This is a genomic window from Novosphingobium mangrovi, assembly GCF_022818885.1.
Lineage (GTDB): Bacteria > Pseudomonadota > Alphaproteobacteria > Sphingomonadales > Sphingomonadaceae > Novosphingobium > Novosphingobium mangrovi.
The window spans coordinates 1-12,049 of the sequence record NZ_JALHAT010000055.1 but is presented as its reverse complement, the minus strand read 5'-3'; the positions used below and the strand labels follow the sequence as shown (position 1 = coordinate 12,049).

The window sequence follows — 12,049 nt, the reverse complement described above, 5'->3', positions numbered from 1 at the left end:
CGCGGCCGGCCCGGCTCAGCGCCGGCCGCGCCGGTGATGGCCGTGCCGGCCGCGATCATGGTGGCGGTCATGACGGCGCGAAAAGTGCCGTCCGCCGCGCCAAACGCGCCCACCCCGGCGCCAGTCGCGGCGGGCCCAGTCGCGGCGGGCATGATGACGGCGCGTGCGCCAATCGCGGCGATGGCTGCGGTAATAGGGCGCGTAGTAGCGGCTGTAATAGCGGTCGCGGTAATACCGGTTGGGGCGGTCGGCATAGTAGTAATAGTAGCCGGGGCGCCCGCGAACGGTGACGTAGCGGCGTGAGGGGTACCAGTCGCGGTCATAGTAATAGCGATCGTCCCGGTCCGCCAGGGCCGCGCCCACGGCAAGGCCGAGGATGCCAGCGCCGATGGCAATGGCGGCGTCGTTGCCCCCGTCGCGGTAACGGTCGCGGGCCATGGCCGGGGTGGCTGCAAGCAGGGCCCCGGCCGCCGCCGCGGCGCCAATTCCCATCTTCAAGCCTATGTTTCGAAACGCGGATTTCATCAAATTCAGCTCCCTTCCTGTGCCGGCCAAATACGGCGGGTTCGGCGGGCCGTGATGCCGCTGGGGCTAGCTCGTAGGGACTGAATGCCGACTGAATTCGGCGTTTGCAGGGGTGGGACGAGGCAGGGGCGAGGCGGGGTGTGGTGCGCCGCGTTCTCTCAAGAATCGTGCAGGTAAGACTTTCGTAGGTAAAAGTATCGCATTAGTGGACGCGCAATGATTCGCTTCAGCATGTCTTTTTTGCGCCGTTTTGAAAGAACTGCGCATGTGTCTGGACGGTTGCTGTTGCTTGTCTTTCTCATCTTTACGCTTCCTGCCTCCGTTTCGGCCGCGACGTCGCATGTGCTTGCCCCGACGTGCCATGCCGTGACGCCTCTGGCCCATCCCGGGGCACCGGAAGCGGGTTTCCCGCAATTCACGTGTGCGGACGGGGCGCCCGAGCGCAGCCGTTACCAGCGTTCCAGCCTGTGGTACCGCATCGGCCTGACCCAGTGGGACCGCACCAACCATGCCGCAGAGGGCGGTCCGGTGCTGATGGTGGGGACTTCGCGTTTCGATCGCCTCGACGTCTATTTCCGCTACGCCGATGGCGAGGTCCGGCGCCAGTCGGTGGTGCAGGGCGACTTTGGCGGGCGCTGGCGCGCCGGGGGGCAGATCGCCTTCGAGCCGCCGCTACGCGATCAGCCGCTCGCAGATATCGTGGTGCGCTTCGACCGGCTTGCGAGCGCCCGCCTGCTGCGGCTGCGGCTGGTCGATGTCGAGGATCTGCACTGGCAGGCGACGGCGCTTGCGGTTGCGGTGGGGGGCGCGTTGGTCCTTCTCGCGGTGGGGGCGATCTACAACCTGACGCTGGCCCTGACCGCGCACCGCCAGTTCGCGCTGTGGCAGAGCGGCTGGGCAGGGGTGATGTTCGTCTGGGGCGCCCTTTGGTCGCAACTTGCGCTGTTCATCTGGCCCGGAATGGCCGGGGCTCCGGCGGCACAGGTGTGCACCATCCTGTCCTGTTTTGCCGTGGCGCTCGCGACCCTGAGCGCGGTCACGGCGCTGGAAGAGGGCAAGCTGCCCCGGGGCTTGAGCCGGGCCGTACTGATGCTGGCCGGGCTGATCGCGCTCGTCGGCATTCCCCTGGGTCTGCTGCGCACGGGGCCGATCGCGATGATCTCCAACCTGCTGGGCGTGGCGGTTCTTCTCGATCTGCTGCTGGTGGCGCTGTGCCTTGCGCTCGCCTGGCGGCGGGGCAGCCGCAAGGCGCGGCTCTACACCGCGGCCTGGGCGCTGCCGATGGCGACGCTCGGCCTCATCGAGTTCGCCGACATCGATGTCTGGTTCTACGGCGCGGGCTCGCAGATCCTGGTGCTGTGCGCGGCGGCCTGGCAGACCATCATACTGGCGGTGGCGGTCTCGCGGGCCAGTGGGCAGGTGCGCATCGAGCGCGACATCGCCCTGCGCAGCGAGGCCCAGGCCCAGGCGCAGGCGCGCCTCGATCCGTTGACGGGCCTGCGCAACCGGCGCGGCTTCATGGAGGCCATCGCGCCCATGCTCGAGGCGGCAGACCGCGACGGGGCTTCCTTTGCGCTGCTGCTCTTCGACGTCGACCGTTTCAAGCTGGTCAACGACACGTATGGGCATGACATCGGCGATGACGTGCTGGTTGCCATTGCGCAGGTTCTGGGCGCACGCGAGGGGCCTTACTGCCGCGTCGCGCGTCTGGGCGGCGAGGAATTCGCGATGGCCGTGGCCGGTATGTCGGGCTTCGCGCTGCGCCGTTTTGCCGACAGCGTGCGGCGCGCGGTCGAGGGAATTGAGCACACCGGCGCGCTGGCGGGGAGCAAGGTGACCGTTTCCATCGGCCTTGCCGGTGTGGCGGAGCGGAAGGACCGGACGCGCGAGGGCGCCTTCGCGCCTCTGCCGACCTTCCGCGATTTCTACCACGACGCGGACGCGGCGCTCTACCGGGCCAAGCGCGAAGGTCGCAACCGGGTGGCCGCGGCCATGGACGGGGACAGTCCGGGAGAAGGCGGCGGCGAAGGTGCCGAGGCCAGCGTGGTGCGCTGAGGCGCCTTAGCCGGGCAGGGCGCCTGTCTGGCGCAGCGCTTCGCCCAGAGCCAGCGCGGCCGCGGTCGCCAGATTGAGCGAGCGCACCTCGGCGCGCAGCGGAATGCGCACGCGTGCATCGCACACCTGTGCCACTTCGTCGGGCACGCCTGCGCTCTCCTTGCCGAACAGCAGGATGTCGTCCGCGCGGTACGCGAAGGCATAGGCGGACGTCGTTGCCTTCGTAGTGAAGAGCACGCGCCGCTGCCCGGCATGTGCGCTCTGGAAGGTGGCAAAGTCTGAGTGGCGGGTGAAGTCGACATGGTCGATGTAGTCCATCGCTGCGCGGCGCACCCGCCGGTCGTCCCAGGCAAAGCCCATGGGCTCGATGAGGTCGATGGCCGTACCCAGGCACGCGCCCAGGCGCAGCACGGCGCCGACGTTGCCGGCAATCTCGGGTTCGTAGAGAGCAATGCGCATGGCTCCGCTTGGCGGGCCTCAACGCGGCTGGCAAGCCCTTGAGGTGATGGGGACGCGGCGCGGTTGTGGGTCGGGGCGTCTCTTTTTCCGATTCTGGCAACACTTCGTTACATTTTGGACGGTGGTTCGACACTGCACGTGTCCAGAAATGCGCCTGCCCATTGCGAAGAGAAGGGCACGCGTCCCATGCCTTTCGGGCGGCTTCGGCTGCTGGGGGAGGGGGCCGGACGGGGCCAGAACGTCAGGGCCGGGGAGGACGCCCGGAGCCGAACGTGTTTGGCCTGCCCGAGTGAAATCCTCTCGCACGGGGACGGCTATCCTGACGAAAGGTGGCCGTTTTCCTTCGTCGGATGCGGCCCCGGGAGCCTCTCCCGGGGAATTTCGTTTTCCTCCCGTCCTTTACTCCTCTCATCCCGTTTGCGTCCGGAATCGGGTGGGGGTATAGCCAGAGAAGAACCAGATGCTTGAGCCGATGAACGTGTCCTCCACCAATACCTTTTCCAGCCCGCCGCAGTCCGGCCCCGCCACCGTTCTCCTGGTCGAGGACGACGGCGCGCTGCGCACGCTGACCGCCCGCGCCCTGCGCCAGAGCGGCTTCAACGTGCTCACCGCGGCCACCGGCGCGGAGATGTGGGTGACCTTGCGCGAATCCCCGGTCAGCCTTGTCGTGCTTGACATCATGCTGCCGGGCACGAGCGGCTTCGACCTGTTCCGCCGCCTGCGCCGCGAGAGCGACATTCCCATCATCTTCATCAGCGCGCGCGGCAGCGAGGAGGACCGGGTGCTCGGCCTTGAACTGGGCGCCGATGATTACCTCGCCAAGCCTTTCAGCACGCGCGAGCTGGCTGCCCGGGTCAGCGCGGTCCTGCGCCGGGGCAACACCGTGGGTGAAAGCGTTTCCGATTTCGGCGGCGATACCCGTTCGGCCGACACCATCACCTTCGATGGCTGGCAGCTGTCGCAGGCCCGCCGCGAACTGCGCTCGCCCGATGGCGCCATCGTCGATCTGACCGGTGCGGAATTCGATCTGCTGTCCACGTTCCTGGGCTATCCCCAGCGCGTGCTCGGCCGTGAGCGGCTGATGGAGCTCTCGCGCTCGCGCATTGGCGACAGTTCGGATCGCAGCATCGACGTGCTGGTCAGCCGTCTGCGCCGCAAGCTCCAGGCCGAGGGCGGCGAATCGCCGATCGTGACCGTGCGCGGCGTGGGCTACATGTTCCGGGCCGAAGTGACCCGCCTCTGATGCTTCAGCGGGGGCTGGCCTTCGTCCGGCGCCTGGGATTGCCCGAGCGTCTGCTGGCCGTGCTCCTGCTGGTCGCGCTGGTCGATTTCGCGGCCAACACGCTCCTGTTCGAGAGCGCCAATTCCTTCGAACTGCGCCGCGACGATGCCGAGCGCATTGCCGAGAACCTGCTGCTCGCCTCGCGCGCGGTCGAGCGCGTGGCGCCCGAGGCGCGGCCGCAGGTGACCAAGGCGCTCAGCACCTCGCGTTTCACGCTCGAATGGATCCCCTCCAGCCGCCGTTACCGGGGGCCCGTCGGGCTTGCCAAGCTGCGCGAGCAGGTCGTGGAATTTGAGCCCGACCTCGTGCGCTCGGACCTCGAGCTTCATCTCGACGAGGTGCCCGGGCGCGGAAACATCGGAGGCTCGATGCTGCTGGCCGACAGCAGCGTGCTCAAGTTCCACACCCACGCCAACGCGGCCTGGAAGCTGACGGCGGGACGGCTGGCGAGCATGATCCTGCCCACGCTGCTCCTGATCCTGCTGGCCTGGGTGCTGCTGCGCGCGGCGCTCGGGCCCCTGCGCTCGGTGATCGGCGCCACCCACGAGTTCGGCTCGGGCCCGCCACGCCTCGTTCCCGAACGCGGACCGGACGAGATGCGCCAGCTGATCCGGGCGATGAACGCCATGCAGGAGCGCATCCACCAGTCGCTCAAGGACCGTACGCAGACGATGCTGGCGATCGGGCATGACCTGAAGACGCCGCTTGCGCGCATGCGCCTGAGGCTCGACGATGACCGCCTGGCCCCCGACATGCGCGAGGGGATGTCGCGCGACATCGACGAGATGCGCATGCTCATCGAATCGATCCAGGCTTATGTCGACACCGGCGGTGAGGCGATCCCGACCGAACGCATCGACGTCGCCGTCATGGCCCAGACCCTCGTCGATACTCAGGCCGACCACGGGGCGGATGCGACCTATGAGGGGGCGTCCCACGCCGTGGTGCGGGCCCGCCCGGTGCAGATCCGGCGCGCACTTTCCAATCTCATCGAGAACGCGCTGCATTACGGAGGCAACGTGCGCGTGTACCTGCGCAAGGACGGGGACGGGGTGGAGATCGTCGTCGAGGACGATGGTCCGGGCATCCCGGAAGAGCGCATCGCCGATGCCATGCAGCCTTTCGTGCGGCTCGATTCGGCGCGCGCGCGCGATACCGCAGGGATGGGCCTGGGCCTTCCCATCGTCCAGCGCGCGGTGCGCATGGAGAACGGGACGATCGACCTGCGCAACCGCGCCGAAGGCGGCCTGCGCGCGACGGTGCGCCTTCCCCTTGCGTCAAGCTCCTGACTTTGTTTCAGGATTTGCAACAGGAATTGCCTTAACGGCAATCAGCAAGACTTCGTTACATTCACGAACATGGGTGGACACCTGCCTGACATAGATTTGCGTGCAATCTTGGCGTCTGTGTGCGCCGGGTTGCCCGATTCCTTGTGTGAGGTGACGAAACGTGAACGAACTCATTGGTCGTGTCTTCCATTTCGAGAAGTCCATCTTTCCGGCCAGCAGTGAGCTGTTCGGGAAACTCGCCACCCATGGTCAGTCGCCCAAGGCGCTGATGATTTCCTGCGCGGATTCGCGCATCGTGCCCGAGCAGATCATGCAGGCGCAGCCCGGCGACCTGTTCGTCTGCCGCAACGCGGGCAACATCGTGCCCACTTATTCCACCCACAACGGCGGCGTTACCTCCACGGTCGAATACGCCGTGGTCGCGCTGGGTGTCAGCGACATCATCGTGTGCGGCCACTCGGACTGCGGCGCGATGAAGGCGCTGGCCGATCCCACGGGCCTGGAGGCGATGCCCAACGTCGCGGGCTGGCTCAAGAACGGCGCGGCGGCCGAGCACATCGTCTCGACCTGCCACCCCGAGCTGACCGGCTCCGAGCGCGTGCGCGCCATTACGCTCGAAAACATCATCGCGCAGATCGCGCACCTGCGTACCCATCCTTCCGTCGCGGCGGGCATCGCACGCGGGGAAATCACCCTTCACGGCTGGTTCGTCGACATCCACGCCGGTCAGGTTCTCGGTCTCGATGGTGAGACCGGCGAATTCGTGGCCCTGCGCGAAGATCGCGAACTTCCCGTGGCCCTGCGCGCCAAGGCGCGTATCGCCACCGAACTTGCAGAGGCTGCCGAATAATGAGTACCTCCACCACCGCGCCGGCGTCTGAAGGGCGTACCGGCCTCTTCGCGCACTTCGGGCGTGACTTCACCGCTTCGATCGTGGTGTTCCTGGTGGCCATGCCGCTGTGCATGGGCATCGCCATCGCCTCGGGCGTGCCGCCCGAAAAGGGCCTGGTGACGGGCATCATTGGCGGCATCATCGTGGGCCTCTTTGCAGGCTCGCCGCTCCAGGTTTCCGGGCCTGCGGCGGGTCTTGCCGTGATCGTCTTCGAATTCGTGCGCGAGCACGGGCTCGAGGCGCTCGGCCCCGTGCTGCTGCTCGCGGGCGTGCTCCAGCTCGTCGCGGGTTGGGCGAAGCTGGGTGGCCTGTTCCGGGCGATCAGCCCGGCGGTTGTCCACGGCATGCTGGCGGGTATCGGCGCGCTCATCGTGATCGGCCAGTTCCACATCCTCTTCGATGAGAAGCCGCTCTCCAACGGCGTCGAAAACCTGGCCGCGATCCCGGGCCGCGTCTTCGGCCTCGATTTCTCGAGCGTCGCGGCGACCGAGATCGCGCTGGGCCTGGGCGTTCTCACCATCGTCGTGATGGTGGGCTGGGAGAAGCTGCGTCCCAAGTCGATGGCGCTTGTTCCGGGCGCGCTGCTCGGCGTCGTCTCGGCCACCGCAGTCGCCTGGGGCATGGGCCTCGACGTTGCGCGCATCGAGGTTCCCGCCTCGATCGGCTCGGCCTTCGCGCTGCCCACCAGCACTGCCTGGTTCGCCCCGCTCGCGAGCCCGGCGCTCCTTGTCACCGCGCTTGCCATCGCCTTCATCGCCAGCGCCGAGACGCTGCTCTCGGCCGCGGCGGTTGACCGCATGCACGACGGCGTGCGCACCAAGTACGACAAGGAACTGAGCGCGCAGGGCGTGGGCAACATGCTGTGCGGCCTTGTCGGCGCGCTGCCGATGACCGGCGTCATCGTGCGCTCCTCGGCGAACGTCCAGGCGGGCGCCAAGACCCGTCTTTCCACGATCTTCCACGGTGTCTGGATCCTGGGCTTCATCGCGCTCTTGCCCTGGCTCCTGCGCGAAGTGCCGATGGCCTCGCTCGGCGGTGTTCTGGTGATCACCGGCTGGCGCCTCGTCAGCCTCAAGCACGTCACCCACCTTTACAAGAACCACGGCTATCTGCCCGCGGCGATCTGGGCGGTGACCTTCGTGCTGGTCGTCACGACGGACCTCCTCACCGGTGTTCTCGTCGGCCTCGCGCTCTCGGTCGTCGAACTTCTGCCGCACCTTCGCGACATCCGTCTCAAGGTGCATGAGCACGATGAAGAGCACGGCCGCCGCGTCGAGCTGCACGGCGCCGCGACCTTCCTGGGCCTCACCAAGCTCAATACCGTGCTGGAACGCCAGCCCCACGGCGAGCCGGTTCACCTCGACCTCGAACGCGTGAAGGGCATGGATCACACCACGGCCGAAACGCTGGCCGAGTGGATCGCGCGCCGCCGTCAGGGTGGGCATGATGACCGCGTTACGGGCGATGCTTCGATCGTGGCCGCCATGCGCGCCTGAGGCATCACTACCCTGAGTTTTGCAATGTGAAGCGGCTCTTCGTCCGCGCCGGACCTGTCCGGCCGGGCGGGGAGCCGAATTCGTTTGCGATCCCAAAATTGCGTCATTTGCACGACAAATATGCGTTTGTTGCAACAAGGCAACAATATTAGATCAAAGTGATCACTTATGAAACGAAGTGATTTGCAAAAGGGGGCGTTAAGCTTATTCCGAGCCTTGCTGTTTCGGAACGGGTCCACCTCGAAGTGAAGGCCCGGCGGGGGAGCCGCAGGATGGAACGTAAAAAACCACATGAAAAATGAGGGACGTTCCAGAAATGAAGATTCGTATGCTCGCAGGCGCGGCCTGCCTTGCCCTTTCGTGCTTTGCCGTGGCCAATCCTGCGGCAGCCCAGGACGATTCCGGCCTCACCGTCTCCGGTGAAGCGACTCTGGTGACCGACTATCGCTACCGCGGCGTCTCGATGACCGACCGCGAGATGGCGATCCAGGCGGGCATCCAGGTTACCCATGACAGCGGTTTCTACGCCGGCACCTGGGGCTCGAACCTCTCGGGCTGGGGCACCTTCGGCGGCTCGAACACCGAGCTCGACCTCTTCGCGGGCTACAGCACGGACCTGGGCAACGGCCTCAATGTCGATGCGGGCCTGACCTGGATCATGTTCCCGGGCGGCCTCGACACCACCGACTTTGCCGAACTCTACGCGACCGTGTCGGGCGATATCGGTCCGGTCAATGTCGGCGTGGGCATCAACTACGCGCCCAAGCAGGAAGCGCTCGGCACCTGGTATTACAGCGGTTTCTCGGATGGCTACGATGATCCGGGCGACAAGGGCGACAACTTCTACCTGCACACCGACCTCAGCGCGGGGATCCCCGACACGCCGCTGACGCTGAACGCGCACCTTGGCTATTCGAACGGCAATGCAGGTCTGGGCCCCTGGGGCACCAGCCTCGCGCCGACTGGCGAATACGTCGACTGGAGCATCGGCGCGGATTACGCGCTCGGCCCGCTGACGCTCGGCATTGCCTATGTCGACACCGACATCTCGCGCTCGGAATCGAACTACCTCGGCTCGGGCTTCCGTTCGAGCAAGAATGGTTCGGTGATCTCCGGCTCGACCGTGGTCTTCAAGGTTTCGGCCGGCTTCTGATCGCGTTTCCTTCGGGAATGCAGGAGGGCCCCTCGGCGCATATGTGCCGGGGGGCTTTCCTTTTATCCCGCGCATGTGGGCGTGCGCGGATTGCAGGGAGCCGGTCGCGGGGGGCGCGCGTTGCAAGGGCATCTGGCCCGAATTGCGGGCATCTTGAAAGACCCAAGGACCCCACATGCAACGCTTCACCGACAAGACCGTCATCGTCACCGGCGCCTCGAGCGGCATCGGCGCGGCCGCCGCGCGCCGCTTTGCCTCCGAGGGCGCCAACGTCGTTCTCAACGCCCGCTCACAGGAGGATCTGGAGGCACTCGGGGCCGATCTCGATCCGGCCCGAACCCTGTGTGTCGCAGGCGATATCGCGCAGATCGGGTTTCCGGACGATCTCGTCGCCAGGACGGTGGCGAAGTTCGGCGGCCTCGATGTGCTCTACGCCAACGCTGGCGTCGCGACGTCGGGACCGTTCGGCGAGGCGAGCGACGAGGACATCGACCGGGTGATCGATATCAACGTCAAGGGATCGCTGCGCTGCGCGCGGGCCGCCTATCCCGAGCTGAAGAAGAGCAAGGGCGCGATCGTCTTTACCTCCAGCGCCTCCGGGATCGGGGGCGACTACAACATGGTCATCTACACCGCCTCGAAGGGCGCGGTGACGCAGATGACGCGCTCGATGGCGCTCGAATGGGGGCAGGACGGCATTCGCGTCAACGCGGTGTGCCCCTCGATGACGCGAACCAAGATGGCGGGCGACCTGATGGAGAACCCCGCGATCCAGGAGGCCTTCTACCAGCGCGCGGCGATCAAGCGCTTCGGCGAGCCCGAGGACGTCGCCGATGTCGTCGCGTTCCTGGCTTCGGACGATGCGCGCTTCGTGACAGGCGTGAACCTGCCGGTCGATGGCGGGGTGAGCGCGTCGAACGGCCAGCCCAACTTCCCCGCGCTGTCGTGATGCTTCAGTAGCCGGTGTAGCGGCCCGGGCGGTGCCAGACGTAGAGAATTCCGCCCGTGGCCGCGACGCCCAAGAGCGACCACAGCATGCGGGTGAGATCGAGGCTGATGAGCGAGAAGGCGAGCACGCAGGCGTCGAACAGCATCTGCGAGCGGCCCGCGTTCCACCCGCGCGTGCGGTAGAGCCACAGGACGATGGCGCCTGAACCGCCCGAGCCGGCGGCGTGGCGGGCAAGGGCCAGCGCGCCCATGCCGATCACCGTGCCCCCGACAATGGCGGCGACCGGCGTGCTGATCCGGGCGATCTCGAAGACGTAGGGGGTGATCCCGGTCAGCGCGAAGACGCCGAAGGTGACGATCAGCGTCTTGACCAGGAAGGCGCGCCCCATCGCGCGGATGGTAATGGCCAGCATCGGCAGCGTCAGGCCGCCGTAGAGGACACCGACGGGAAGGCCGGTCAGGTAGCTCAGCGTCAGCGCCATGCCCGCAACGCCGCCCGTGGCAAGCTCGGCCTTCTGCAGGATGACCACGCCCAGCGAGAGCAGGACCGTGCCTACGCATAGCGCATAGACGTCCTCGAACAGACTGTGCGGCGTGCCATCGGGAATCGCCCCCTGACGCGCCCGGGTCAGCTCGGGCCGGTCCATGGTCTCGGCGGGCACAGGGGTATCCGTCACAACGCAATCCTCTTCAAAGCCTTGCGCCTTTCCGGCACCGCGCCGCCGGATCATCCTGCCCCTGTTTTTATGTTGCGTAAATGTAGTTCAAAATGCCTCTCTGGTGCAAGGTAATATCTTGGGCGGAATGCATGGGAGGGGCTTGGTAGGCTGTGCGGTCAAGGGAAGGCGTTAGCCAAACGATAGGCATCTGAAATGGAAGAGAAAAAGGATGATTCCGAGGGCCATCGCCCTCGGGCTCCCGAAATCGGAGAGGGCAGGCCGTGCCCATAAACTGGCGCTCTGCCGTCACCCTTGGCTTCCCATGTTTCGCGGGCGTAGGTGCTATGGCGGCTGGGCGCCCTAGTCGGTCGTTCAAGGAGCGATCTGGCGCGCCAGAGAGCCGACCGTCTGGTATCGCCTGTCGAATCGATCAGCCAACAGACGAGATGGGTAGCTATCTGCCTCCCCTCTCGTTTTCGAAGATGACTTCGGAAACCAGCAAAATTGGTCCGCCGGTATAATGGCAAAATCCCATTACCATCATTGCGCCCGGCCACTGGGTCTCACACCGCCCAACTCTACCTACAATCCGCTGCCATCTTGGCTCGCTCGGCGGATCACCGATCATTTCCCAATTGGCATATAAGCCAATGCGCTTTCCGAGCATGTGCGGCTTAAATAGAGACCCTTTGCGTAAAGCGTCCTTCTCGCTTCGGAAAATCCCTCTACCATACCAGTAACCGGCAAGGGAGACACATTGGCCGATCAGCACGTCAGTATCCGCTGCGACCTCGGAGAAGGAAAGCTCCGTTGCGTTATCGCGATTGCAATCCTCTGAATTGGCCCACGCATTCATGATGATTTCTTCACCCACAGATGCGTCTGCCTCCTGCGCAAGGACAGGCGGTGCAGTGAAGATAAGAGCTACAACGAGGGAAAAGAGAGCAGGGGCTTTCATTCCCGCAACATACGATCCCTCGGAACCTCTGCAATGGGGCGAGTGCGATTGGGCGGCTGCGCGCCCAACTTGGCCGCTCAGAGCCCGATTTGGCGCGCTTGGCAGCGGCCCGTCCGCTATCCCTTGCCAACCAGATCGGCCAGCAGCCGGGATGGGGGGGGAACCAGACCTATGGCTTTTGCTCAGCGGAGCGGCGTTCTGACAGCCGTTGCCGCTTCTGCTCCTGTTCTGCAAGCGTCGGCACATGAAGCGCCTTTCGCATGGCGTCGGGGATGAGAGTTCGGTCATACGGCTCCTGCGTGACCGGCGCGTCTTTAGGTAGACTATACTGAG

Annotated in this window: 11 protein-coding genes; 7 read left to right on the top strand and 4 right to left on the bottom strand. The window is 65.8% G+C overall.

The features are described 5' to 3' along the window. Nucleotides 1–15: 15 nt before the first annotated feature. The gene (locus MTR65_RS18590) at nt 16–492 is read right to left on the bottom strand and encodes a hypothetical protein (RefSeq protein ID WP_243802833.1); all 477 of its coding nucleotides are present in this window, start codon (nt 490–492) and stop codon (nt 16–18) included. A gap of 399 nt (nt 493–891) precedes the next feature. Here MTR65_RS18590 and MTR65_RS18585 point away from each other — a divergent pair, with 399 nt between their 5' ends. Beyond that, nucleotides 892–2,580, top strand: a complete 1,689-nt coding sequence (locus MTR65_RS18585; protein ID WP_243802830.1) for a diguanylate cyclase — start codon at nt 892–894, stop codon at nt 2,578–2,580. A 6-nt stretch (nt 2,581–2,586) separates the two neighbouring features. Here the strand turns inward: MTR65_RS18585 and MTR65_RS18580 are convergent, their stop codons facing one another. Further along, nucleotides 2,587–3,039 (bottom strand): tRNA (cytidine(34)-2'-O)-methyltransferase, encoded by a 453-nt coding sequence (locus MTR65_RS18580; RefSeq protein ID WP_243802827.1) that lies wholly within the window; start codon nt 3,037–3,039, stop codon nt 2,587–2,589. Nucleotides 3,040–3,511: 472 nt separating this feature from the next. On the opposite strand from MTR65_RS18580, the gene MTR65_RS18575 reads away from it, so the two are divergent. The 6 genes from MTR65_RS18575 to budC all read left to right on the top strand — a co-directional run bounded on the left by MTR65_RS18575 (nt 3,512) and on the right by budC (nt 10,100). Continuing rightward, nucleotides 3,512–4,282 (top strand): response regulator transcription factor, encoded by a 771-nt coding sequence (locus MTR65_RS18575; protein ID WP_243802835.1) that lies wholly within the window; start codon nt 3,512–3,514, stop codon nt 4,280–4,282. Beyond that, nucleotides 4,282–5,610, top strand: a complete 1,329-nt coding sequence (locus tag MTR65_RS18570; RefSeq protein WP_243802825.1) for an ATP-binding protein — start codon at nt 4,282–4,284, stop codon at nt 5,608–5,610. The genes MTR65_RS18575 and MTR65_RS18570 overlap by 1 nt, the downstream gene beginning before the upstream one ends. Before the next feature lie 160 nt (nt 5,611–5,770). Continuing rightward, complete coding sequence (locus MTR65_RS18565; protein WP_243802823.1) at nt 5,771–6,460, top strand: carbonic anhydrase; 690 nt, start codon at nt 5,771–5,773, stop codon at nt 6,458–6,460. Further along, the gene (locus tag MTR65_RS18560; protein WP_243802821.1) at nt 6,460–7,998 is read left to right on the top strand and encodes a SulP family inorganic anion transporter; all 1,539 of its coding nucleotides are present in this window, start codon (nt 6,460–6,462) and stop codon (nt 7,996–7,998) included. The genes MTR65_RS18565 and MTR65_RS18560 overlap by 1 nt, the downstream gene beginning before the upstream one ends. A 316-nt stretch (nt 7,999–8,314) precedes the next feature. Continuing rightward, nucleotides 8,315–9,151, top strand: a complete 837-nt coding sequence (locus MTR65_RS18555) for a TorF family putative porin (RefSeq protein WP_243802819.1) — start codon at nt 8,315–8,317, stop codon at nt 9,149–9,151. A 175-nt stretch (nt 9,152–9,326) separates the two neighbouring features. Further along, nucleotides 9,327–10,100, top strand: coding sequence for a meso-2,3-butanediol dehydrogenase (gene budC / locus MTR65_RS18550; RefSeq protein ID WP_243802816.1), 774 nt, complete (start codon nt 9,327–9,329; stop codon nt 10,098–10,100). Nucleotides 10,101–10,104: 4 nt separating this feature from the next. Here budC and MTR65_RS18545 read toward each other — a convergent pair whose 3' ends face one another. Together MTR65_RS18545 and MTR65_RS18540 are read right to left on the bottom strand one after the other, a co-directional pair. Then, on the bottom strand, nt 10,105–10,776 hold the full coding sequence (locus MTR65_RS18545; RefSeq protein WP_226633925.1) for a YitT family protein: 672 nt from the start codon (nt 10,774–10,776) through the stop codon (nt 10,105–10,107). 436 nt (nt 10,777–11,212) lie between these two features. Further along, nucleotides 11,213–11,716: a hypothetical protein gene (locus MTR65_RS18540; protein WP_243802814.1), complete on the bottom strand. Its 504-nt coding sequence runs from the start codon at nt 11,714–11,716 to the stop codon at nt 11,213–11,215. Nucleotides 11,717–12,049 lie beyond the last annotated feature (333 nt).